The following is a 24,332-nucleotide window of genomic DNA, read 5'->3' as shown; positions in this document are numbered from 1 at the left end:
GTCGGTAAGGTTGTCATTGACAAAGATAGCGGTATTGATGCAGGTAATACCAAGATTACGAATGTTGCAGCAGGTGATGTGAATGCAACCTCGACAGACGCTGTCAATGGTAGCCAGTTATATAGTGCGGCTGCAAAAGCGACCACAGAAGTAACAGAAGGCAAAAATATTACAGTAACTTCCACGACAGGTGCCAATGGTCAGGCAATCTATAATGTTGCTACAAGTGACGATGTTACGTTTAAGAGTGTTACATCAGACCAGGTCACAGTTGGAAATGTTTCTATCAATCAATCTGGTATTAATGCAGGCAACACACAAATCACCAATGTTGCAGCTGGTACCAAAACTACAGATGCGGTCAATCTTGGACAATTGCAAAGCACCGTATCTATTTTTGGGGGTGGTTCTACGGTTAACTCGGATGGTTCGATCACCAATCCAACCTATAATGTAAATGGTGGAACCTACAACAATGTAGGTGATGCATTAGGTGCATTAAATCAGGTAGATATTGATTTAGGTGATCGCATCACCAATCTTCAGCAGACTTTTAATAACCGTATCAATGATGTCGAGGATAAGCTTAGTGCGGGGGTAGCATCTGCATTAGCACTTGAGTCAGCTCCGTATGTAGCGGGTAAATATACTTATGCTGCTGGAAGTGGATTTTATAATGGTCAATCTGCTATTGGGGTAAGTTTACGTAAAACGGCAGACAATGGCCGTTGGTCATTAACTGGTGGTGTAGCAGCAGCAAGCCAAGGTGAAGCAAGTTTCCGCATCGGGATCAATGGGGTCATTGATTAATTTCATCAAAATTAACAACTTCATCTTTATAAAAATTTATACTTGAGAGTATTAGCATGAATTTATTAGAAAAAACATTGATTTTAGGTGTTCTAAGTGCGGTTGCTGCAACAAATCTGAATGCAAATGACCAGATAGACGCATCAGGAACACAAGAAGTGCAGTTCCCAAAAATTGAAAAAAGCTATTTAAAGCAGGTTCAACGTTATGAGTACGATGATATTGCTCGTTTACAAGTGGGTTTAAATAAAGACCAACTTCGAGCATTATTAGGAAATCCTCAGTTCAATGAGGGGATGTTTATCAATAAAGTATGGAACTATGTTTTAGATATCCGAATTCCTGAAACTCAGGATTATAAGCGTTGTCAGTTGCGTGTGGACTTTGAAAAGGGTATTGCACAAACCTTAAATTGGAAGGGTCAAGACTGCGATCAGTTTAATTATCCTCAACCAAAGCCAATTGTCAAAACAGTAACTCAGCCAGTAATTGTTAAACAAAAAGAGCAGGTCGATATTATTAATTTATCTGCAGATGCATTGTTTAAGTTTAATGGATCTGGTTTGAATGATTTACTACCACGTGGTCATGAAGAACTTGAACGTTTGAGCAATGATATTCGAAATCATTATATTGCAGTGAGTCGTATTCATCTGGTGGGGCATACAGATCGTATTGGTTCTGATTCATACAATTATAATTTAGGATTAAAACGCGCTCAAACAGTTAAAAACTATTTGGTTAAAGATGGTATTCCTGCCAAGACAATTAGTTTTTCAAGTGCAGGAAAAAGTCAGCCAATCAGTAATGGTTGTTTTGATATATCAAATATGACAAGTTTGAAAGAATGTCTTCAAGTAGATCGACGTGTAAGCGTTGAAATTACTGGTGTTAAAAAGTAATTACATTTACATTACGTTTATATGTGAAATAATAAGTCGATGATAGGGTTTCCTATCATCGATTTTTTTAAATCATTAAAATTTATAAATAAAAGATTTAGATCTTTCTAAAATTGAAATTTAAGTTCGATATTGTATACAATAATTTTGTTTTGAAATTGTCATAACTCTTTCATTATGGAATAATTATGTTCAGAATAAAAAAGAAAAATTTGATATAAATCTGGTGAAAATAAATGAAAACAACAGTCAAATACGTGGTTCTAAAAGGAGATGATTATCAGTTAGGAACCCCCTTACACGAAGACCAATTGGATGCGCCAGCAGAATATTTTGATCAGATTCCCACAACATATATCTTTAATGGACGCAATTTCAGATTAAAATATAAAGAGCTGAACAGAAAATACTCACACTATGATGAAATTGAAGAGTCACAGAATATTCTGGTAAAGCTGATCGCAATTTAAGCAGTCTTAAAAAGCTCAGAATGATCTGAGCTTTTTCATACGCTTTATAGCATAACAAACATAATAATAATCCCCAGAACGATTCGATACCATGCAAATACTCTCAGGGTGTGTTTCTCGACGAAGCGTACAAGAGCTTTTACCACAAACAAGGCAGAAATAAATGCGGTAATAAATCCTAAGCCAATATTTAACATATTATCAGAGGTGAGCACATCCGCATTACGTAGCAAATCATAAGTGGCAGCACCTAACATTGTTGGCATCGCAAGAAAGAAGGAAAATTCTGTTGCTGCTTTTCTGGAAAGACCTGAGAGCATACCGCCAATAATTGTTGCACCAGATCGAGATGTACCAGGAATCATGGCTAAACACTGAATAAAACCGACAGCAATGGCCTGTTTGAATGTAATTTTTGTGGCTTCTGTTGTAGAGGGTTTGAAATCTCTAGACTCAACCCAAAAAATAATTAAACCGCCAATGATGAGCGCAATCGCAACCACTAATGGGCTAAATAAAACAGATTTAATAAAGTCTACCGCCAATACACCAATAATGACCGCAGGAAAAAAAGCCATCAACACACTAAAGGTAAAGTGTCGAGCTTCTTGGTCTCCACTAAAGAAGCCTTGCACCAGATCGATAATTTTTTTTCTATACAGCCAACATACAGCCAAAATTGCACCAAGCTGAATAACCACTTCAAAAGCACGACCACTATCAGAGTGAAAATCAATAAGGTGGCCAAATAAAATCAAATGTCCAGTGCTAGAGATAGGTAAAAATTCAGTTAAACCTTCAATAAAACCCAAAAAAAGTGCTTTAAAAGCTTCAATATTTCCCATGTAAGATTTTACTCATGTATGAATTTAATCGAGTGTGAAATTGCCTAATATCATTCCAAAAAATTTTCTGGCTAAAATCATTATGTCATAGCAGAAACGTTATTTATCTTAAAGTAAACCGTAATGCAATCAAGAGAAAGCTCATAAAATATTATTTGATAATGATAATTACTTGCATTTAAAATAGTTGCTCATATAATGATTTACGAAGCGCATTTATGGGCTCTTCAAATAATAAGAAACACTATCTTAAGATAGTACATACAGCGTGATCCTTGATTACCCATAGTTGTCTAGGCACTATGGGTTCTTTTTTGACAATATATAGCCTTAAATACGGTTATGTTGATTCTGTAATTGTTGCTTTAAATATAAGTCGACATAGTACTTTTCGACGTAGTCATCTGCATATTGATTGGCTTGACTACGCACTTTGGTACTTTCAATTTTAACGAATGAAGAATGTGTATCTTCTATTTTCTGCACAATCCACCAAGTTCGGTTAATTCGACGTACAGAGAAGATTTCTTTGGGGTGTTTGCGTTTTGCCACGGTTTGTCCATCAATGATCTAAAGCACATGTTTTCTACGTGAGCTTTGTGTTCAAGTCAAGTTAATCAGATGGGAACGCTGGAAATTCAAGCTATCGATAATCAATATTAAAGCAATAAAAAAGCTGAATTCTACTGAGAAATCAGCTTTTAATTACGAGATATTGGACAAAATACTTAATTCGTAGCCAGTCTCATATCTATTGCACAGGATGGTGGTTAATTTCATTTAACTCTTTGCGGCTATACCCACGAGATACGAGCACTTTTTTGATACCTTTGATGATATCTTCATCAGTCGCTTTTGCTAAAGCAGAGACTAACTGCTCATTCGTTTTACAAGAACAATCATTTTCAACACAAGCAATTTGGTTTTTATGCTCGTTATTGATTTCATCTGCCGAGAACAGCTTTTGCCAAAAACTCATAGAGCCTTCACATTCAACTTAACATAGCTCGAAATATAGCCAAAATAAAATAAAATACAAGTCAACAAAAGTGATAAAAGCAGCAAATAAACTCTAAATTTTCCGATGATAACACTTAGATTTAACGAAATTATGACAGTAATAGGGGCTTGATCTTTGATTTATATTGTATTTTTAAGTGTAAATTTTCATAAATAATAATAGGTTACAGTCGTAACCTATTACATGTTATCTACATTGCAATAATTTGTTTAAATTAATTCAAGTAACACACCAGACTCAACATGGTGAGTAAAAGGGAACTGATCAAACAAAGCAAAACGAGTAATTTTATGTGTTTGACTCAATGTTTTTAAATTGTTGTATAAGGTATCTGGATTGCATGAAATATATAGAATTCGTTTAAAGCCTTTAAGGAGTTTTAAGGTTTCATCGTCGATACCAGCACGTGGCGGATCAACAAATATCGTATCAAACTCATAGCTTTGAATATCAATATTAGCTTCTTGCAAACGTCTGAATTCACGTTCACCTTGATAAGCCTGCGTAAATTCTTCTGCAGAAAGACGTGCAATTTGAATATTTTCGATCTGATTTTGCTCGATATTCCATTGCGCAGCATAAACTGAACTTTTGGCTAATTCTGTTGCAAGAACTCGGCGAAAATGTAATGACAATGGCAGGGTGAAATTGCCATTTCCACAATACAACTCGAGCAAATCCTGATTTGAACCCTGAATTACATCACATGCCCAGGTGAGCATCTTTTGGCAAACCTCAGCATTGGGTTGGGTAAAGCTACTTTCGATTTGTTTGTATTTAAAAGTGCGACCATGCACATTGAGTTGCTCTACTACGTAGTCATCGCCAATAATTACCTTTTGACCGCGACTACGACCCATAATTTTAATATTTAATTTTTCGGCCAAAGCTTTAGCAGCACTTTCCCATTCTGTATCTAACTTTCGATGGTAAATGAGCGTAACTAGCATTTCACCGCTTAAAGTCGTTAAAAAATCAGCTTCAAAGATTCGCTGAGATAACGTTGGATTGGCTTTGAGTTCTTCTAACAAGCGTGGCATGAGTTGATTGATACTTTGATCTGCAATTGGAAATTCGTCTACACGAATCACTTCTTTTTGCTTACCGTCCTCATTGCGTTCAAACATTGCATAAAATAAATCATTATCTGTATGCCAGATTCGAAATTCTGCACGCATACGAAAATGCTGCTCGGGAGATTCAAAAACTTCAAGGGCAGGTGGGTTAAATTCTGCGAATTGATGGGTGATTCGTTCAATTTTGCTTTGCAACTGCTGCTGATAGGTTTGAGACATAAATAAGTAAAATATCAAGATCAATCAAAGCGCAAATACTAGCAAAAAAACACATTCACAGGGAGAAAACTTGGCCTTATTGCACTTGTAATATTTTTGAATCAATGCAGATTTTTCAACCATTGCCTGTAATACAATTTATACATATATTTTTCATAACGACAAAAACGATCTTTACATTGAGGTTGATCATCTTGAGCGTTATACAATTTCACATTTATTTTTTATAAAAAGCAATCATCAGGCTAAAACAAAAGCCCCAAATATTAAACATTCAGGGCTTTTGGTAAATGATTAGATCGGTTTGATTTATTCAGACACAATTATTTAAATACAGTTACTCCGACATGGTCATCAAACTCGCATTACCACCAGCCGCTGCCGTATTTACACTAATAGCATGTTCAATGACGAGACGCTCGAGTGGAATGACTTGCTCTGAATTTTGCAAATGAGTAATGCCGACAATCGGACCTTGACGATTTGCAATCTGTGTTTGTAAAACTTGCAACTCCTCAGTTGAACCATGATGTAAGACTGCATCAAAATCGCCATGCTCAACACCACGAATTTCAATAATCGCCTGACGAACTACTGTGGGTAAATCCTGTCCAAATTTTTGCAAAGAAGGATTACTTTCTAATAAAGCAACTTGACTGTTTACTGCAAATATCGCCAGCATTTGATGACATAGTTCCAATTCATTACTTGCTATTGCCAGTATACGTTTACGTGGCAACATCATATAGCGGTTGGTTTCACCTGTCGGGCCTTGTAGGTCAAAAGCATGACCGACATTCAATGGCACGACATTAGGAAGTTGATGGGCAGGATACTGCTTTTTAATCCACGCCGAAAACTCGCGGAATAACGAGAGTTGCGTTAATGGCACTGCAACATTTTCTGCTGGTATACCAAAAGGAGTCTGTATTGCTTTTTCTGTGCAAGATGCCATTAAACGATATAAGTAAAGCGGACCACCTGCTTTAGGCCCTGTACCTGATAAGCCTTCACCCCCAAATGGTTGTACACCTACCACTGCACCCACGATATTACGATTAATGTAAAGATTACCCACTTCGGCATGTTGTACCACTGTATTGATGGTTTCATCGATACGAGTATGCAATCCCATAGTCAAACCATAACCTTTGGCATTAATATGTTGAAGTAGCTGTTTTATTTCACCATGTTTATAAGTAATGACATGTAACACAGGGCCAAATACTTCACGTTCCAGATCATCAAGATTGGGTAATTCAATCAAGGTTGGAGTGACAAATGTTCCTTGGCTCAATTGCGCTTGCGATGCTGCTTCATGATTAAAAATTAACTGATATACGGGATAACCTTTGCTGCGCATTTTCTGAATATGTTGATCAATGGTTTGTTTTGCCTCTAAATCAATCACTGGACCAATATCGGTTTTGAGCAGAAATGGATTACCCATAATCAGTTGCTGCATTGCACCTTTGAGCATAGTCACTAGTGTTTTTGAATTGTCTTCTTGTACGCATAAAATACGTAAAGCTGAACAACGTTGACCTGCACTGTCAAAAGCTGAATTCAAGACATCAATCACCACTTGCTCTGTCAAGGCAGATGAGTCGACAATCATGGCATTTTGACCACCAGTTTCCGCAATTAAAGGAATAGGATGACCAGAAGGCGAAAGTCGTTTTGCTACCGTTTTTTGCAAAATCTTGGCAACTTCTGTTGAGCCAGTAAACATGACACCTTGAATACGCTGGTCACTACTGAGCTTGGCGCCGACAGTTTCACCACGGCCTGGTAAAAGCTGTAGTACACTTTTAGGAATACCCGCTTCATGTAAAATATGTACAGCCTGTGCCGCAATTAATGGTGTCTGTTCGGCAGGTTTTGCAATGACACAGTTTCCAGCACCAAGTGCCGCAGCAATCTGGCCTGTAAAAATTGCCAATGGAAAGTTCCAGGGGCTAATGCACAGGACTGTACCTAACGGCTCGATTTGAGCAGTAGGCTTCAGACTTTCGATTTGAGTGGCATAATAACGTAAGAAATCTACTGCTTCACGAACTTCTGAAATTGCGTTTGCATAAGTTTTACCTGCTTCACGGCACAGCAAGACCATGAGTTCCTGCATACGTGATTCCATCAAGTTTGCCGCTTTCTTGAGTGTAGCTGCCCGATGGTTTTTCTCGGTATTTGCCCAGGCCTGCTGAGCCTGAGTTGCAGATTCGAGCGCAACATCAACTTGCTCAAGCGTCGCTTCCTGAACGTAGCCCACAATATCTAAATGAACCGCTGGATTTAGCAACGCTTGCGGGCTTACATCAATTTGATCAACAGTTTGAGCTAGTAAAGGTCTACTTTCCCAGACTTTATGTTCAAGCTGCTGTGCAGTTTCGTTCAACGCTGTCAAAGTTGCATCATTGGCAAGATCAAAACCTTTCGAATTTTGACGTAATGATCCATACAAATTGTGTGGTAAAGGAATGGCAGGATGTTTTAATCCAGCTTGACCTTCACGTTGTGCGTTAATTGCAATTTCATCAAAAGGTGATTGTATTAAATCTTCAATTTTTAGATTTTGATCAGCAATACGATTCACAAATGATGTGTTAGCACCATTTTCGAGCAATCGACGTACCAGATAGGCAAGTAAGGTTTCATGATTGCCTACAGGTGCATAGATACGGCATGGAATCCCCAGTTTTTTGTCACTGCGAGAACCTACTACTTGTTCGTATAAGGGTTCGCCCATGCCATGTAAGCATTGAAATTCGTATTGGCCTGCATAATATTTGCCTGGATCAGCAAGTTCATAAATTGTAGCAAGTGATTGTGCATTATGCGTGGCAAACTGCGGATAGATTTGCTCAGGTGCTGCTAACAGTTTTTTGGCACAAGCAATATAAGATAAATCAGTATGCACTTTACGGGTAAAGACTGGATAATCGTGCATACCATCAATTTGTGCTTTTTTGATTTCACTATCCCAATACGCACCTTTCACCAAACGAATCATCAGGCGTTTTTTGCTACGTTTTGCCAGATCAACGACATAATCAACGACGTAGAAACAACGCTTTTGATAAGCTTGAATCACAAAACCGATCCCTTTCCAGTCTGCAAGTTCGGGCTCAAAGCATAGACGTTCAAGTAATTCTAAAGAAATCTCAAGGCGATCTGCTTCTTCAGCATCAATATTTAAACCAATATCATATTTTTTGGAGAGTAAGGCAAGATTAAACACTTTGCCATAGAGTTCATCATGCACTCGTGCAATTTGTGAACGTTGGTAGCGTGGATGCAGTGCCGAAAGTTTAATTGAAATTCCTGGCCCATCATACACACCTTTGCCATTCGATGCCTGACCAATCGCATGGATGGCCTGCGTATAATCATTAAAATAACGTTCGGCATCATGCGTTGTTAGAGCGGCTTCACCCAGCATGTCGTAGGAATAACGAAATCCTTTATGTTCATGAGATTTTGCATTGTCGAGCGCTTCTTCAATGGTTTCACCCGTAACAAATTGTTCACCCATCATTCGCATCGCAACATCGACTGCTTTACGAATCACACCTCGACCACTACGTGCCAAAATTGAAGTTAATAACCCAGACAAACTGCCTTGTTTCGGCGTTTCCATAAGTTTGCCTGTCAGCATGAGCCCCCAAGCTGCAGCATTGACAAACATCAGGCTACTCTGACCCACATGATCTTTCCAGTTGCCTTGATTGATTTTATCTCGAATCAATAAATCTCGGGTGGCTGCATCGGGAATACGTAGCAGAGCTTCTGCCAGGCACATTAAAGCAATACCTTCCTGAGAAGAAAGCGAAAACTCCTGTAAAAGTCCTTGAACGATTCCAGCTTTTCCAGAAGAGGTTTTGCGCTCACGTAGTCCATTGGCTAGCTCAAAAGCCAGCTCATAAATTTTATGATTGAGTTCATCGGAAATAGAGGCAGCTTGTAGCAAAGTTTCAACTGTTTCTGGTTCAGGACGACGCCAAGCATCGTTGATATGCTGCTCCAGTTCAGTTTTTTCTTTAAATTCTGAAATATATCCAAAATGAGGTTTTGCTGTGTCCATTTGAGGGTCGTTATCCATCATATTCATGCCAAATTCCAATGACAAACTCTAAGGTATATTGTTTAAAGGGGTTTAGATAATTTATCATTACAGAATAATTACCAAATAACTGACTATAATTGATTCATTTTTTAGAGGAAAATTTTGTATGAGTGGGGGTTTTTCTACACTTGATCGCGTGGATATTAAAATTCTTGATATTCTTCAAAGAGATGGAAGAATTTCAAACAGCAAATTAGCTGAAGAAGTAAGCCTGTCTGCGACTGCTGTGTTGGCTCGTGTACAGAAGCTGAGCAAAGAGGGTTTTATTGTTGGTTATGAGGCCAAACTAAATCCTGAAAAATTAAATGCCAGCTTTTTGGTGTTTGTAGAAGTGTTACTTGATAAAACGACCACCAATGGATTAGAAGAATTCATTGAAGCTGTGGCCCAGTATCCCGAAATTGTAGAATGCCATATGACCAGCGGCGGTTTTGACTTTCTCATGAAGATTCGTAGTGCCAGTATGGAAGAATATCGAAAATTTGCGGGACAAACCTTGTGGCAATTGCCAGGTGTTAAAGAAACGCGAAGTTATCCTGTGATGCAAGTCGTAAAAGAGACTTCGCAAATTAAACTGGTAAAACGCAGTGTAAAAAAAGGGGCTTCTTAAAGCCCCTGATGAATGCCTTGATCTCTCTAAATTTTATTTTGAGCTATGATACAAGCGATCTGCTTCTTCAAAACGCTCAGTCACTTCTTTACTTGGCTGTTTGCCAACTAAACTGACGACCACAATTGCGATGGCGGCAAAAATAAACCCTGGAATAATTTCATAAATACCTGTTGAAGCAAACAGATTTTTCCAGCCAATGACGACAACTGCCCCAACCACCATACCTGCCAAAGCACCGTTTAAGGTCATCCGTTTCCAGAACAAAGATAAGATAATTAATGGGCCAAAAGCTGCACCGAAACCTGCCCATGCGTATGATACCAAACCTAAAACTTTACTTTCAGGATTACTGGCAAGCAAAATCGCAAACACGGAAATCGCAAGCACCATTACGCGACCTACCCATACGAGCTCTTTTTGTGATGCATTTTTACGTAAAAGAGATTTATAAAAATCTTCTGTAAGTGTACTTGAACACACCAAAAGCTGACAGCTTAATGTACTCATGACTGCCGATAAAATACCGGCCATGATAATACCTGCCACCCAGGGGTTAAATAAAATTTGTGCCAATTCCATAAACACAAGTTCGGAGTTATTACTCACATGGCCTGCAAGCTCAGGATGGCCCTGAAAGAATGCAATGCCAAAGAAACCTGCGCCCACAGCACCACCTAGACACAAGATCATCCATGACATACCAATACGGCGTGCAGCAGGAATTGATTTTACTGAGTCGGCAGCCATAAAACGAACTAAAATATGGGGTTGACCAAAATAGCCCAGACCCCATGCCATAGCAGATATAATCGCGATAAAACTCACACCTGAAAGCATATTAAATGCATGGGGGCGAGCAGCATCAATCAACTGAGCAAATTGTTGTTGACCATCACCAATGGCGAGATAAGCAAAGATAGGGGTAAGCATAAGGGCAAAAAACATCATGCCTGCCTGAAAAGTATCTGTCCAGCTAATTGCCAGAAAGCCACCAACACAAACATAGCTAATCGTTGCAATGGCACTAATCCATAAGGCTGTGTGGTATTCCATGCCAAAAATAGTTTCGAAAAGTCGTGCTCCAGCTACCATACCCGATGCACAGTAAATTGAGAAAAAAATCAAAATGATGAGTGCAGAGGAGATACGCAATAGTTTTTTGGTGTCGTTAAAGCGATTGGTGAAATAATCTGGTAATGTAAGTGCATTAGACTGAACCTCAGTATGTACACGTAAGCGACCAGCGACAAATAACCAGTTAAGCCAGGCGCCAATAATCAGCCCAACCGCGATCCATGCTTCAGAAAGACCAGATAAATAAATTGCACCTGGCAATCCCATGAGTAGCCATCCACTCATATCCGATGCGCCAGCAGACAATGCCGTAACAAAACTTCCCAGGCTTCTTCCGCCTAGAATATAATCAGAAAAATCTGTAGTGGCTCTATATGCATAGAGACCAATACATACCATTGCCACGATATAAAAAATAAACGTGATCGTGGTTGGATTGATGGAATTCATGAGTGGGACCTATCCTTATGTGCATTTACGTGAGTAATCAATCAGTCCAAGCTAAAAAAATTTGGTTACCTAAAGCAAGGCTGTGATATAAACACGGATGCGAAAACATTAACTGTTAATTTTAAGTATAGATAAGGTTAATTTGTGTAAAAATGTCTTGTTTAATTTTTTTATTTAACAATTCATTATATTTCAAATAATTGTGTCATTAAATTCAAGAAAATATGAAAATATTATTCAACGATTTGAAAAAATTGGACGAAAAAAAATCAATAAGATTAAAAAATAATCTCTTTTGTGAGTTTGTGTAGATCAAAGACTATGCAAATGATCGTTTGAAAATAAACCAAATTATTTTTATCGAAATATTTAAGAGCGTATTAAAGATTTTTTAACTTAAGATAAAGTTGTTTCATTCCCTCGGTTGCTGTCATTTTTAGTAAAGTGTATTGATGGGGAACGCGAAAATAATCTGCTTGAGGATCGATATAATAGGCTTCACAATGATTCGGGATTTCATGAATCAGTCCTGCTACAGGGTACACACTTAGCGTGGAACCAATTACAATAAATACATCAGCATCTTTTAACATAGCGATGGCATCATCATAGGCTGGTACGGCTTCGCCAAACCATACCACATGTGGCCGTAAAGGATAACCTTCATTACATTTATCTTGATTTAGATCAAGCTGCCACCCGTCAATAGGATAAAACGTTTGTGTAAACTGTGCGTTTGGCCCTGAGCTCTTCGCTAGACGGATATTGCCATGTAAATGTAAGACATGTGTTGAACCTGCACGCTCATGTAAATCATCTATATTTTGAGTAATCACTTGAACCTGATAACACGATTCAAGTTGAGCAATGATTTGATGGGCGAGATTAGGTTGTGCCGCAAGAATGTTTTTACGGCGTTCATTATAAAAATGCTGTACCAAGGATGGATTTTGCTGCCATGCTTCTGGTGTTGCGACCTCTTCGATCCGATAATTTTCCCAAAGACCATCATGATCTCGAAAGGTATGAATTCCACTTTCTGCACTCATGCCAGCACCCGAGAAGACCACAAGCTTTTTCATTGATTATCCTTTATGCATTATCCTTTGAAACTATATTAAGTATAAATAATTTTTGTTCTATAAAAACCAGCTTGGACCTATAAAAAATCCGCCAGTCTGGCGGATCTTAGAGTTCAAATCATTATTTGTCGTGGTGGAGATATTCAGGTTCTTTTGGCAGTTTAAAACTACAGAAGAAACAGATGACAAGCATCACAATCACATAAATAAAGAATTCATTTTCAATTCCTGCTTGCTTGAACTGCAATGCAACAGCAGGTGCAGAACCACCGAATATGGCATTACCTACTGCATAAGAAAAACCTACGCCTAAGGCACGTACATGTGGTGGAAACATTTCAGCTTTGATTAGACCACTAATTGAGGTATAGAAGCTCAAAATCATCATCAAAAAGATAAGCAGTAATGTGACAATCACTGGAGAATAACTAAAGTGTCGCATTCCAATCACCATCACTGGATAGATAAACACAATGCTTAATCCACTAAATAGTAACATGGAAGCACGTCGGCCAATTCGGTCTGAAATTGCGCCAAAAAGAGGTTGTGCAATCATGTAAATAAATAGTGCAAAGGTCATCATATAACCAACGACTTTGCCATCAATACCGATATTGGTGAGATACGTTTTTGAATAAACAGTAAGAACATAGAACGTTAAGGAGCCTGCAGACGTATAACCCACAACAAGCAGGAATGTACCCCAGTGCTTTTTAAAGAGTTCGCGTAAAGAACCAGACTCTTTCTTCTCACTATCTTCGTGTGAAAGTGTTTCTTCGAGTTTACTACGAGCAAGCAATGAAATAATGGCAGCGATACCACCAATCACAAAAGGAATACGCCAGCCGCCCTCCATCAATTGTTGTTCACTCATGAACGCTAGCAAAATTACACCCAGTAAGCTTGCAAGGAGCTGACCGCCTGAGAGTGTGACATATTGGAAAGATGCATAAAATCCACGATGACCTTTTAATGCAATCTCACTCATATAGGTTGCAACAGCCCCATATTCGCCGCCTACAGATAATCCCTGTAGTAAACGAACCATTAAAAGTAAGAACGGTGCAATCATTCCGACCTGATCATAGGTCGGTAAAAAAGCAAACAGGAATGAACTGACAGCCATCAGGCTAATTGAGATAACCATTGATTGTTTGCGGCCATGTTTATCTGCAATTCTTCCAAATAACCAGCTACCGATAGGTCGCATGAAAAAACTTGCTGCAAATACACCCCAAACATAAACACCTTGTGCAGTAGAACTCATATTTGGTGCTGTCAATGCATGCTGGAAATACATCGCAAAAACTGCATAAATATAAAAATCGAACCATTCAACTAAATTACCCGAGGATGCCCCGACAATTCCCATAACGCGCTTGCGTTTCTCTTCTTTGGTATAAACCACTTCACTCATATGAATGTCCTTATGGTTTGTTTCGTTATGTTATTAAATTGAGTCTCTAAAAGACTTTTAGCCCACATATAGAAATTGCAATAAATGAATAAAACTACAGCAATTGAATGCTGTCTAGCAAAAATTGCAATATATGAGATATTTCTATCTTTTATAAAATATTTATTAGTAGTTAAGAGTATGAAAAATATATTATTTTAAAATTATACTATTGTGAAGTAGGAATAAATGCATTTGCTGAAAATATAAGCACTTTATAATAATCATATTAAAGAACCCCGACATATTATTTTACTTATCAAGGTGAGGTATTTATTTATGCGGCATTTAAATCTTCAAGAAAGCGCCGAATTTCATGTCTGAATTTTTTAGGTTCTGTGATAAGTGGTGTATGACCAGAGTTTTCAAAATACACATGTCGAGCATTTTTAAGCTGGCTAGCGATCAGGGTTTGCCCTTTTTCTGGATATAAAGTTGATTTTTTCCCAATAAAAAATGTGGTTGGGCATTCAAGCTGTTGTAAAGTATTCCGATAATCTTCGCGGTGATTCAAATAGTTTTGTACATACCATCTGAGATAGTCCAAACGTTGTATAGGTAAAAGGTATTTTTGCAATTGAGGGCGCTTAAGTGCAACTTTAAACAGCATGGGACTGTATTTATTACTACTTTGGAATTCTATAAATTTCAACCATGTTTCAATCAGTTCCTGACGATAAGTTTCAGGAAGCTCATGAATATGAGTAACATTTGGGTATGCTTGTAATAATTCATTGATCAGGTGTAAGAAACGTCTAAATTCTTTGTATCGTGTACCAAAAAGACCATATTCCCAAGTGTTATCAACACGTATTTTGGGCGTTTGGTCGATATGCAAATATGCTTGTAAACGCTCACTGAGGCTACCATATTGCATACCATGCATGGCAGTCGTTGCACCCATCGAGTAACCAATCATGGCAAATTTTTCAAGTTGGAGTTGTTTGAGTAAATGCTCAAGATCACGCCAATGACTTGAAATGGAATCTAAATCTTCTGGAATAGCACAATCTTTAGAGCGACCAAATCCTCGCCATTCTGGAATAATAAATTCAAAACCTTTGGTATTTGAAAATAAGAAAGGCACCCATTGCCAACTTTGCATACCTAGTCCAGACAGAACCACGACTGGTTTACCAGATCCAAATCGTCTGACAAATAATTGTTCTTGGTCGGGCATGGTATAAAATGGCATGAACTTTTCCTAATCTGTCTCAAAAGATTTTAATGCTGGAATGACTTCATCCAGCCATTTTATCCACTCTTTTTCAGTGGTAATGCCTAATTGTAAAATCTTTTTATGAATAAACAACACCCGATTTTCAGGGAAGTTTTGTGTAAAATCTTTATCATAAATCGTCTGATAAAGTTTGAGTTTTTCTTGATGAAGCATCAAATGACGTTCCAGCTCGGGTAAAATCTGGTTATTGCCTAACTGCGCTTCAGCACGTAATCGCACCATAAGATCATCACGCAACTGAGAAGGTTCACTTTGTTGAATTAACCAGCTCGACAGTTCAACATGACCAGGCTGCTCAACTTGATAAGTTTTCTTTCGTGTCTGTGCTTCTTCACCTTGAACTGTGGAAATCCAGCCTTTGCCTAACATTGAGTTGAGTTCGCGATAAATTTGCTGATGACTGGCATTCCAAAAGAAACCCATTGATCGGTCAAAACGTCGGGCAAGTTCGAAGCCTGTACTTGGCTTTTCCAGTAAGCTGGTAAGCAAAACATGCGCAAGCGACATAGTAATCCTAAAACAAAGTGTGACTGTCCAGATTATGCAATAAGTTGCATAAAAATCAAATCTTGTTTATAAATTAATGCAACATGTTGCACTAAGCAAGCTTTTGCGAGCCACGGAGTTGTTATGTCGTTTTATCCACATTTACTTGCACCCCTAGATTTAGGTTTTACTACTTTAAAAAATAGAATAATGATGGGATCTATGCATATTGGTCTTGAAGAAGCCCCAGGTGGTTATGAGCGCATGGCTGCTTTTTATGCAGAGCGTGCTAAAGGTGAGGTCGGGCTTATTGTAACAGGGGGGATCGCACCCAATGATGCAGGTCGTACTTTTGCTCATGCCTCAAAATTAGATACCAGAGAAGAAGCAGTAAAACATAAGATTATTACACAAGCAGTACATGATGCGGGTGGTAAAATAGCCATGCAGATTTTGCATACTGGCCGTTATTCTTATCAACAAAATATTGTTGCACCTTCTGCTATTCAGGCTCCAATCAACCCGATAAAACCACAGGAATTAAGCTCAGCAGAGGTGTGGCAAACTGTTTCTGATTTTGTAAATTGTGCAAAATTGGCTCAGTATGCTGGCTATGATGGTGTTGAAATTATGGGGTCGGAAGGTTATCTCATTAATGAGTTTATTGCTGCACGTACTAACCACCGTGAGGATGAGTGGGGTGGTCACTATGAAAATCGTATTCGTTTTCCTATTGAAATTGTAAAACGTACGCGTGCTGAAGTGGGTGAAAATTTTATTATTATCTATCGCCTATCGATGCTAGACCTTGTGGAAGGTGGTTCAACGCTGGATGAAGTCATTCATTTAGCGAAGGAAATTGAAAAGGCAGGTGCCACCATTATAAATACAGGCATTGGTTGGCATGAAGCACGTATTCCTACAATTGCGACAAAGGTGCCACGTGCAGCATTTACATGGGTTACAGAGAAAATTAGACCGCATGTTAAAACGCCACTGATCACTTCTAATCGTATTAATACACCAGAAATGGCAGAGCACGTCTTGGCAAATGGTCAAGCCGATCTCATTTCTATGGCACGTCCGATGCTTGCCGATCCAGAGTTTGCATTAAAGGCAGGTGAAGGGCGTAGTGATGAAATTAACACCTGTATCGGCTGCAATCAGGCATGTCTTGATCATATTTTTACAGGAACTGTTGCTTCGTGTTTGGTTAATCCACGTGCATGTCACGAAACTGAATTAAAATTTCCCCAGGCTGACAAGGTTAAACAGATTGCAGTGATTGGAGCTGGTCCAGCAGGGCTAAGCTTTGCAACTTATGCTGCAAATCGTGGTCATCAAGTTAAAATTTTTGAAGCGAGCGAACAAATTGGTGGCCAATTTAATATCGCAAAGACCATACCTGGTAAAGAAGAGTTCTACGAAACATTACGTTATTTTAAGCGCCAGATCGAGTTGCAACCCAATATTGAGTTAATCTTGAATCATAAAGCAACACTGGATGAGCTTATGCAAGCCAGTTTTGATGAAATTGTGATTGCAACAGGCGTGATCCCAAGACATTTAAATATTCCAGGTATTGATCATCCAAAAGTATTGAGTTATTTGGATGTGTTAAAAAACCGAAAACCTGTGGGTAAACGTATCGCTATTATTGGTGCGGGTGGAATAGGCTTTGATACCGCAGAATTCCTGACGCACGAAGGTGAAAGTGCCAGTTTAAATCCTAAAAAATTCTATGATGAATGGGGAATTGATACCTCTTATGCGCATGTAGGTGGATTAAAGCAACCTGTGATTGAGGCATCGGAGCGAGAAATTTATTTACTACAACGTAAAGCTTCGTCTGTAGGCGCCAATTTAGGAAAAACCACTGGCTGGATTCATCGCACAGGCTTAAAACATCGAAATGTCAAAATGATTGCTGGTGCTTCTTATGAAAAGATCGATGATCAAGGTTTACATATCATGATCGGCGATAAAGCCACTGTTCTTGAGGTTGATAACGTAGTGATCTGTGCGGGTCAAGAATCTTATACTGCTATGTATGAGGCCTTACGTGAGAGTGGCAAAAATGTGCATCTTATTGGTGGAGCCAAAGAAGCTGGTGAGCTGGATGCAAAACGTGCAATACGACAAGGTGCAGAATTAGCGGCAACCCTCTAATAATTTAATCATTTGAAAGGTTTAACTCACTTTATAGAGGGTTGAACCTTACAATTATTTGTTAATAGATTTTGCATTTTTGAAAAAGCCAAAATATTTTACTTTACGATTGGTAAATGATATGAAAATTATAAATCGGCTCAATCAACTGGTTTCTGATACTATCGATCGCGTTACAGGAGCAGAACAGCCTAAGATTTATCACCATCATAATAGTCAGTTGCAACTGATAGTCGATAATATTGAACAGTTACAAAATAAATATCGCCCCACACCTTGGCTTTTCAATACGCATTTACAGCTTTTATATTTTGATCTATTTAAAAAAAAGTTGATCACTCTTGAATATGATCATATTGATATACTAGAGATGGATGATGCGGGTAAAACTGCGATTTATTGGCTAGGCTATGACTTACCACCAGAGATACCAACTATCGTCATCTTACATACGATTACGGGTACCCCATCGAGTATGAGAGAGTTGGTCAGAGATTTACATCAGCACACAGGATGGCGTATTGCATTATGTGTTCGTCGTGGCCATGCCGATCTAGAATTTTCCGTTCCTCGATTTAACCTTTTTGGTTCAGTTTCAGATTTAAAACAGCAGCTTGATTATATTCAAAATCATTTTCCACAATCAAATCTATATGGGGTCGGTTCATCAGCAGGATCAGGTTTATTGGTGCGTTACTTGGGGGAAGAGGCAGATGAGGCTTACTTTAAAGCGGCTTTTGCATTTTGTCCTGGTTACAACACAGAAACTGGATTTGAAAAAGTACATCCTGTGTATAGCCAGTATATGGCCAAAAAACTCTTAAAAACCTTTGTATATAAGTATATTGATTCTTGGCAACATGTCGAAAATCTTGAGGAGGTTTTGTCTTCGAAAAACCTGACAGAATTCCACCTGCGTTATTACAAATTGGCGGGATTTAAAAATTATCAAGAGTATAGTCTGGCAACCAATCCAATGCACGTTTTTAAGAATATCAAAATTCCATTGATGGTTTTAAACTCACAAGATGATCCTGTATGTCATATTGATAATTTTGAGCCTTATATTCCAGAAATTCAAAAATTATCGAATATTGTGGTTGTAACGACTAAAAAGGGTAGTCATTGTGCTTTTTATGAAGGCTGGACACCTCAGTCATGGGCTTCTCGACTTATGGCAAATTATTTTCTTCAGCATCATCAGCAGTGTTAACCACGTTGCATATAAAACCAAATCCAATTGCAAAGTCAATTAATATACTTTTAAAGTATATAAAAATACCTATTAACTGCATGCGATTACATCAAAAAGTGAGTAATATGAGTTCGTATTCAAAGTGCTGTAAGTTTCTTTGAAAATTCCAGCTTATCTGTAACAGGATAAGCTTTTTTTATTTAGAATTAACGTTCTGTCAAATGTTCGACTAGAAAGTCGATAAACACACGAACTGCGGGTAAAAGTCCACGACGTGATGGGTATACTGCGTGAAAAATACCATGAGGTGCTTTCCATTCAGGTAGAACGCGTACCAATTCACCACTTTTTATATAATCACAGGCGATTGTGTCTGGCAAAAGTGCGATACCGCAATTTTGTGAAGCCAGTTGAGCAAGCATTAAAAGATTTGATGCCATGACCACTGGATTCACTTTGACTTTATGTAGTTGATTGTTTTGATCATAAAGCGTGAATTGCTGATCCAGATGATCATCGGAAAGGCTTAAAAAGCGATGTTGAGGTAAATCATCTGGAATTTTGACCGAACCAAATTCATTCAAATAGGCCTGACTTGCAAACAGGTGCTGTTCTATCTGCGCAAATTGACGTAAAACCAGACTCGGATCATCATCAAGTTTGGAGCGTACTCTTAAGGCGATATCAATCCCTTCGTTGACAATATCTACGCGACGATTACTAATCATCAACTGTACCCGAATTTCTGGATATAATTTTAAAAATTCTGGTAGGAGCTTAGACATCTGATTTTGAGCAATATCTACTGGTACACTGACTTTGATCACACCGCGAGGTTTAATGCTCAAATGATCGACCAGATCGTGTGCAGCTTGAGCTGCATTCATCATGACTTGAGCATGCCGATAAATATTCATACCAATATCGGTGACTGCAAAATGTCGAGAACTTCGCTGGATTAAACGAACACCCAAACGTTCTTCAAGATTATACACACGACGGCTCAGTTTGGATTTTGGAATATCAGTTGCACGTTCTGCTGCACTGAATCCACCATGTTCAACTACTAAGGCGAAACAGTAAAAATCGTCTAAATCTGTAAACATGATGGTTTTCCGTTGCACTGCAGCAAAAAATTAAAAACTATAAATATCCTGAGATTATAACTAATAATTTAAGCATGCTATGTTAAAACTGAGTAATTTAGTCAAATTAAACAAATAGTGCTGGTGGATTGAGTAAAAACTCTTTCACTTTCTTATATTCTTCTAAGCGTAACAGATCCCGAGGTGTGGGAGATTTAATACGGTTAATATCCATATTATCTGCAAGATCAGCCAGTTTAATGGTTCGGGCAAGCGGATTTTTTACAATTCGTTTAGCTGCATCTAAACGGTTTTCGCCTTCTTTTTTTGTTAATGCCACCACGGCATCAATTACATTTTGGCTAAATCCAAGTGAAATTAGATCAACGATTGTGGTATCCGTATCTTCAAGCAAATCATGCATAACAGCAACCATCTTTTGTTCTATGGTATCTACGTTAAGCATTAATCGGAGAGGATGGAGAATGTAGGGTTGTCCTGCTTTATCAATTTGTCCTGCATGTTTTTTGGCTGCCAGTGCAATTGCTTTTTCTAATGTTGACATGAAATCTCCATTTCAAATGACTAACTCAGTACATTAATCACTACACGTTATGTTTTAAAATAAAACACGAGTTGTCATGAAGATCAATCCATCTAAAGTCGATTTGAAAAAAATTAGATGAAAGCAAATATTTCTTTTACACTAAGGCCTCTAATTTTGAGGTGCTCCAATGACCTATCAACTCATTCAGCAATCTGATTTATCTGCCAATATTTTATGTCCAATCTGCCAACATCATGTAGTTGATTGGACTCAAGAACAATATATCCAACCTTGTGAGCATACATTGTTTATTGCGATGGATCTTGGGTTTGAATTTGTGACAGACCGCTTTGAAGCGAACATGCTACAGTCTGTAGATGAATTGCATGAAGATGATGAAATGAACATTTTTCAAGCCATTACTACAACGCCTTATCCACAGCTAACAATCATTCAAACAGATTTAGGGGTGCAAAATCTATTTCGATATATTGGTTTTAGTTCAGTCTCATGATTACTGCTCAAACGACTTGATTTTGAAAATTCTTTACTTCTTGTTCTAACCAGTCAATGAATTTTTGAATAAGTATATTATTATTTTGCTCTGAATAAACAAAATAATAAGAACGAGTACCTACTAGCTTTAAAGATGAGATCACAATCAGTTCTCTATTTAACAGCTCTTTTTCTAGAAGCATTTGTGGAATCAGTGCGACACCAAGATGATGCGTTGCTGCTACCGCTAGCATCGAAAATAGCTCATGTCGTTGACCTTCCATTGCATAAGGATACTCATATCCCATGCAGGTGAACCATTCTTTCCAAATATAGGGGCGAGTTGTTTGCTGTAAAAGGGGTAATTGACTGATTTGTTCTGGGCTTAAACTGATAGTCTGATTTTGCTTGAGTGTAATATCTGGAAAATGTCTTTTAATTAAAGTTGGTGAACAAACGGGTACGACTTCTTCTTGCATCAAAAACTGAATTTTTGCGCCAGGCCAATTCTCAATTTGAGATGGCGTTCCAGCATAAATAGCCGCATCAAAGATATGATCGCTAAACAAAAAAGGTTTTGTGCTGGTTTCGAGGTGAATTGTGATTTCTGGATAAATTTCATTGAAACGATACAAGCGTGGTAGTAACCAGCGCGTTGCGAAAGTGGGTATCACACCCAGTTTTAGAGTACCCCCTAAGCCTTTATGAGACATTAAGTCTAACGTACTATGCTCGATTCCAAGTAAAAGTGGCTTAATGTTTTTATAGTATTGTTCTCCTGCCTGAGTCAATTCAACGCCATGTCTGGTACGACTAAAAAGCTCAATATCTAAAAAGTCTTCTAATTGTTGGATCTGTCTGGATACCGCACTCTGTGTGATAGAAAGCTCTTGTGCTGCATCGGTATAGCTTTTATGTTTTGCAGCCGATTCAAAACAAATTAAGGACTGTATAGACGGAATCATACGACGCACATTTTTTCCTTATGCTTTTTTCTCATGTTTTTGAGTAATTTAAAAACTAAATTCAAGCAATTGTTCATATCTGATTCATCAGGATAATCACTTTGATACGCTTAAAATCTTCTCATTACTTATTAATCGCACATCAATCTTAAAACAAGATATGTGTAAATGGAATAACTGTATGCGAAATTAACGTTTGCTATGAGAAATTTGAAATCGTAATATGAGGCTATAACTTAATTGAATACGCTAGGGAAGCAATGAATCAAATGGTCGATAAAGTAACAAAATCAGGACGTGTTCATTTTAATTGGGAAGATCCCTTTTTGCTTGAGCAACAATTATCAGAAGAAGAACGTATGATTCGTGATAGTGCCTTTGCATATTGTCAAGATAAATTGATGCAGCGTGTACTAGAACAATTTCGTCATGAAAAAACTGATCCAAATATTTTTCGTGAAATGGGAGAGCTTGGTCTACTTGGACCAACAATTCCCGAACAATATGGTGGGGCTGGTTTAAACTATGTCAGTTATGGATTGATCGCTCGTGAAATTGAACGTGTTGACTCTGGTTATCGCTCCATGGCAAGTGTACAAAGCTCTTTGGTGATGGTTCCAATTAACGAGTTTGGTACAGAAGAACAAAAACAGAAATATTTACCTAAATTGGCTACAGGTGAATATATTGGATGTTTTGGTTTAACCGAACCAGATCATGGCTCCGATCCAGGAAGTATGATCACACGCGCCAAAAAAGTAGAGGGTGGATACCGACTTACAGGGGCGAAAATGTGGATTACAAATAGTCCAATCGCCGATGTATTTGTGGTGTGGGCAAAAGAAGTATCGAGTGAAGGTCATGTGGGTGAAATTCGTGGCTTTATTTTAGAGAAAGGATGGGATGGACTTTCTGCACCAGCCATACATGGCAAGGTTGGTTTACGAGCGTCAATTACAGGCGAAATTGTAATGGATAATGTATTTGTGCCTGAAGAAAATGCATTTCCCGAAGTTCGTGGACTAAAAGGTCCCTTTACCTGTTTAAACAGTGCCCGCTATGGAATTGCCTGGGGAGCAATGGGAGCCGCCGAATTCTGTTGGCATACTGCACGCCAATATACACTTGATCGTAAACAATTTGGCCGCCCATTGGCCGCAAACCAACTAATTCAGAAAAAGCTTGCCGATATGCAGACTGAAATTAGTCTGGGATTACAAGTAGCTTTGCGTTTTGGGCGTATGAAAGATGAAGGTATTGCAGCGGTTGAGGGTACTTCTTTAATTAAGCGTAACAATTGTGGGAAAGCATTAGAAATTGCTCGTCTGGCAAGAGATATGATGGGCGGGAATGGAATCAGTGATGAATTTGGTGTAGCACGTCATCTTGTTAATCTTGAAGTTGTAAATACTTATGAGGGAACACACGATGTACATGCACTTATTCTTGGGCGTGCCCAAACGGGTATCGCTGCTTTTAGTAACTAAATCCATTTAAATAATCAAGATTCAATGATTAGGGATTCACAAAGACATGTGAATCCCTAAATTTCATTTGAGTAAACAAGATTAGCTTCGACATATTTTTAAGTATTAATGTTGAGAAAGCAGATAAAATTGCATTATTGCTTAATAAATAAGCTAAAAAGCAATTTTTTATTCAGGTTTGGTTAAAAAATAACCCATTGAAAATTAATTTTAAAATATGTCTTGCTTAAAGTTTTAAATTGCATAGAATACGCAGCATCCCGACGCGATACACGAAAACATCTTAGCTCACAGGGTTAAGGTTGAAGAAAGTGTTTTGCGTTGAATTTGTCTCTGACGAAGAGCAAATCGATCATTAAGAGAATAGAAGAACAACTTGTGTGGATTTTTACTGGTTGATTGATTGATATATTATCATTGATTGATTGGTTTAAATTACTCGAAGTTTATTTGAGCGAAATTTAAGTCAGAAAATTGATGAGCCAGAATTGGTGTCTTATTCTTTAAGAAAGGCACAAAATG

21 protein-coding genes are annotated in these 24,332 nt (G+C 38.1%); 8 read left to right on the top strand and 13 right to left on the bottom strand.

Features of this window, described 5'->3' with window-relative positions; translation table 11 throughout:
- The 3 genes from F952_RS07225 to F952_RS07215 all read left to right on the top strand — a co-directional run.
- A partial coding sequence (locus F952_RS07225) for a YadA-like family protein (RefSeq protein ID WP_004924968.1) occupies positions 1-810 on the top strand: 810 nt, incomplete at its 5' end.
- 56 nt (positions 811-866) lie between these two features.
- Entirely contained in the window at positions 867-1,712 is an 846-nt protein-coding gene (locus tag F952_RS07220; protein ID WP_004924965.1) for an OmpA family protein, read from the top strand.
- 236 nt (positions 1,713-1,948) lie between these two features.
- Positions 1,949-2,182: a hypothetical protein gene (locus tag F952_RS07215; protein ID WP_004924963.1), complete on the top strand. Its 234-nt coding sequence runs from the start codon at positions 1,949-1,951 to the stop codon at positions 2,180-2,182.
- A 44-nt stretch (positions 2,183-2,226) separates the two neighbouring features.
- Here the strand turns inward: F952_RS07215 and F952_RS07210 are convergent, their stop codons facing one another.
- The 5 genes from F952_RS07210 to putA all read right to left on the bottom strand — a co-directional run bounded on the left by F952_RS07210 (position 2,227) and on the right by putA (position 9,451).
- A complete protein-coding gene (locus F952_RS07210) occupies positions 2,227-3,027 on the bottom strand; it encodes an undecaprenyl-diphosphate phosphatase (protein WP_004924960.1) in 801 nt (266 codons plus the stop codon).
- 330 nt (positions 3,028-3,357) lie between these two features.
- On the bottom strand, positions 3,358-3,579 hold the full coding sequence (locus tag F952_RS07205) for a hypothetical protein (RefSeq protein WP_004924957.1): 222 nt from the start codon (positions 3,577-3,579) through the stop codon (positions 3,358-3,360).
- A 199-nt stretch (positions 3,580-3,778) separates the two neighbouring features.
- Entirely contained in the window at positions 3,779-4,006 is a 228-nt protein-coding gene (locus F952_RS07200) for a hypothetical protein (RefSeq protein WP_004924955.1), read from the bottom strand.
- 251 nt (positions 4,007-4,257) lie between these two features.
- Entirely contained in the window at positions 4,258-5,343 is a 1,086-nt protein-coding gene (gene trmA / locus F952_RS07195; RefSeq protein WP_004924950.1) for a tRNA (uridine(54)-C5)-methyltransferase TrmA, read from the bottom strand.
- Between the two features lie 337 nt (positions 5,344-5,680).
- The gene (putA, locus tag F952_RS07190; protein WP_004924946.1) at positions 5,681-9,451 is read right to left on the bottom strand and encodes a trifunctional transcriptional regulator/proline dehydrogenase/L-glutamate gamma-semialdehyde dehydrogenase; all 3,771 of its coding nucleotides are present in this window, start codon (positions 9,449-9,451) and stop codon (positions 5,681-5,683) included.
- 121 nt (positions 9,452-9,572) lie between these two features.
- On the opposite strand from putA, the gene F952_RS07185 reads away from it, so the two are divergent.
- Complete coding sequence (locus F952_RS07185) at positions 9,573-10,076, top strand: Lrp/AsnC ligand binding domain-containing protein (protein WP_004924943.1); 504 nt, start codon at positions 9,573-9,575, stop codon at positions 10,074-10,076.
- Positions 10,077-10,109: 33 nt separating this feature from the next.
- Here the strand turns inward: F952_RS07185 and putP are convergent, their stop codons facing one another.
- The 5 genes from putP to F952_RS07160 all read right to left on the bottom strand — a co-directional run bounded on the left by putP (position 10,110) and on the right by F952_RS07160 (position 15,888).
- Entirely contained in the window at positions 10,110-11,603 is a 1,494-nt protein-coding gene (gene putP / locus F952_RS07180; RefSeq protein ID WP_004924941.1) for a sodium/proline symporter PutP, read from the bottom strand.
- 380 nt (positions 11,604-11,983) lie between these two features.
- On the bottom strand, positions 11,984-12,685 hold the full coding sequence (locus tag F952_RS07175) for an SIR2 family NAD-dependent protein deacylase (RefSeq protein WP_004924937.1): 702 nt from the start codon (positions 12,683-12,685) through the stop codon (positions 11,984-11,986).
- Positions 12,686-12,806: 121 nt separating this feature from the next.
- Positions 12,807-14,093 (bottom strand): MFS transporter, encoded by a 1,287-nt coding sequence (locus F952_RS07170; protein WP_026056953.1) that lies wholly within the window; start codon positions 14,091-14,093, stop codon positions 12,807-12,809.
- A 325-nt stretch (positions 14,094-14,418) separates the two neighbouring features.
- Positions 14,419-15,336: an alpha/beta fold hydrolase gene (locus tag F952_RS07165; protein WP_004924929.1), complete on the bottom strand. Its 918-nt coding sequence runs from the start codon at positions 15,334-15,336 to the stop codon at positions 14,419-14,421.
- Between the two features lie 9 nt (positions 15,337-15,345).
- On the bottom strand, positions 15,346-15,888 hold the full coding sequence (locus tag F952_RS07160; protein WP_004924927.1) for a PadR family transcriptional regulator: 543 nt from the start codon (positions 15,886-15,888) through the stop codon (positions 15,346-15,348).
- 123 nt (positions 15,889-16,011) lie between these two features.
- Here F952_RS07160 and F952_RS07155 point away from each other — a divergent pair, with 123 nt between their 5' ends.
- Positions 16,012-18,036, top strand: a complete 2,025-nt coding sequence (locus F952_RS07155; RefSeq protein WP_004924924.1) for an NADPH-dependent 2,4-dienoyl-CoA reductase — start codon at positions 16,012-16,014, stop codon at positions 18,034-18,036.
- Between the two features lie 121 nt (positions 18,037-18,157).
- A complete protein-coding gene (locus F952_RS07150) occupies positions 18,158-19,249 on the top strand; it encodes a YheT family hydrolase (protein WP_004924921.1) in 1,092 nt (363 codons plus the stop codon).
- A 188-nt stretch (positions 19,250-19,437) separates the two neighbouring features.
- Here F952_RS07150 and F952_RS07145 read toward each other — a convergent pair whose 3' ends face one another.
- Both F952_RS07145 and F952_RS07140 read right to left on the bottom strand, forming a co-directional pair.
- A complete protein-coding gene (locus F952_RS07145) occupies positions 19,438-20,337 on the bottom strand; it encodes a LysR family transcriptional regulator (RefSeq protein WP_004924918.1) in 900 nt (299 codons plus the stop codon).
- A gap of 106 nt (positions 20,338-20,443) precedes the next feature.
- A complete protein-coding gene (locus F952_RS07140; protein ID WP_004924915.1) occupies positions 20,444-20,881 on the bottom strand; it encodes an HD domain-containing protein in 438 nt (145 codons plus the stop codon).
- A gap of 169 nt (positions 20,882-21,050) precedes the next feature.
- Between F952_RS07140 and F952_RS07135 the strand changes: the two genes are divergently transcribed.
- Positions 21,051-21,377: a hypothetical protein gene (locus F952_RS07135; protein ID WP_004924912.1), complete on the top strand. Its 327-nt coding sequence runs from the start codon at positions 21,051-21,053 to the stop codon at positions 21,375-21,377.
- A gap of 7 nt (positions 21,378-21,384) precedes the next feature.
- Here F952_RS07135 and F952_RS07130 read toward each other — a convergent pair whose 3' ends face one another.
- On the bottom strand, positions 21,385-22,332 hold the full coding sequence (locus tag F952_RS07130) for a LysR substrate-binding domain-containing protein (protein WP_004924909.1): 948 nt from the start codon (positions 22,330-22,332) through the stop codon (positions 21,385-21,387).
- A 251-nt stretch (positions 22,333-22,583) separates the two neighbouring features.
- Between F952_RS07130 and F952_RS07125 the strand changes: the two genes are divergently transcribed.
- Positions 22,584-23,810, top strand: a complete 1,227-nt coding sequence (locus F952_RS07125) for an acyl-CoA dehydrogenase (RefSeq protein ID WP_004924907.1) — start codon at positions 22,584-22,586, stop codon at positions 23,808-23,810.
- Positions 23,811-24,332: the final 522 nt, after the last annotated feature.

It is taken from the genome of Acinetobacter baylyi DSM 14961 = CIP 107474 (assembly GCF_000368685.1).
GTDB classification, from domain to species: Bacteria; Pseudomonadota; Gammaproteobacteria; order Pseudomonadales; family Moraxellaceae; genus Acinetobacter; species Acinetobacter baylyi.
This window is presented reverse-complemented; position numbering and strand designations above follow the sequence as displayed.

What these genes read in the sequence shown, in the direction of transcription:
- F952_RS07125 (WP_004924907.1), top strand. Translation starts at nt 22,584, where the DNA reads ATGAATCAAATGGTCGATAAAGTAACAAAATCAGGACGTGTTCATTTT.
- F952_RS07175 (WP_004924937.1), bottom strand. Translation starts at nt 12,685, where the DNA reads ATGAAAAAGCTTGTGGTCTTCTCGGGTGCTGGCATGAGTGCAGAAAGT.
- F952_RS07140 (WP_004924915.1), bottom strand. Translation starts at nt 20,881, where the DNA reads ATGTCAACATTAGAAAAAGCAATTGCACTGGCAGCCAAAAAACATGCA.
- F952_RS07210 (WP_004924960.1), bottom strand. Translation starts at nt 3,027, where the DNA reads ATGGGAAATATTGAAGCTTTTAAAGCACTTTTTTTGGGTTTTATTGAA.
- F952_RS07220 (WP_004924965.1), top strand. Translation starts at nt 867, where the DNA reads ATGAATTTATTAGAAAAAACATTGATTTTAGGTGTTCTAAGTGCGGTT.
- F952_RS07165 (WP_004924929.1), bottom strand. Translation starts at nt 15,336, where the DNA reads ATGCCATTTTATACCATGCCCGACCAAGAACAATTATTTGTCAGACGA.
- F952_RS07200 (WP_004924955.1), bottom strand. Translation starts at nt 4,006, where the DNA reads ATGAGTTTTTGGCAAAAGCTGTTCTCGGCAGATGAAATCAATAACGAG.
- putP (WP_004924941.1), bottom strand. Translation starts at nt 11,603, where the DNA reads ATGAATTCCATCAATCCAACCACGATCACGTTTATTTTTTATATCGTG.
- F952_RS07150 (WP_004924921.1), top strand. Translation starts at nt 18,158, where the DNA reads ATGAAAATTATAAATCGGCTCAATCAACTGGTTTCTGATACTATCGAT.
- F952_RS07160 (WP_004924927.1), bottom strand. Translation starts at nt 15,888, where the DNA reads ATGTCGCTTGCGCATGTTTTGCTTACCAGCTTACTGGAAAAGCCAAGT.
- F952_RS07145 (WP_004924918.1), bottom strand. Translation starts at nt 20,337, where the DNA reads ATGTTTACAGATTTAGACGATTTTTACTGTTTCGCCTTAGTAGTTGAA.
- trmA (WP_004924950.1), bottom strand. Translation starts at nt 5,343, where the DNA reads ATGTCTCAAACCTATCAGCAGCAGTTGCAAAGCAAAATTGAACGAATC.
- F952_RS07155 (WP_004924924.1), top strand. Translation starts at nt 16,012, where the DNA reads ATGTCGTTTTATCCACATTTACTTGCACCCCTAGATTTAGGTTTTACT.
- F952_RS07135 (WP_004924912.1), top strand. Translation starts at nt 21,051, where the DNA reads ATGACCTATCAACTCATTCAGCAATCTGATTTATCTGCCAATATTTTA.
- putA (WP_004924946.1), bottom strand. Translation starts at nt 9,451, where the DNA reads ATGAATATGATGGATAACGACCCTCAAATGGACACAGCAAAACCTCAT.
- F952_RS07185 (WP_004924943.1), top strand. Translation starts at nt 9,573, where the DNA reads ATGAGTGGGGGTTTTTCTACACTTGATCGCGTGGATATTAAAATTCTT.
- F952_RS07215 (WP_004924963.1), top strand. Translation starts at nt 1,949, where the DNA reads ATGAAAACAACAGTCAAATACGTGGTTCTAAAAGGAGATGATTATCAG.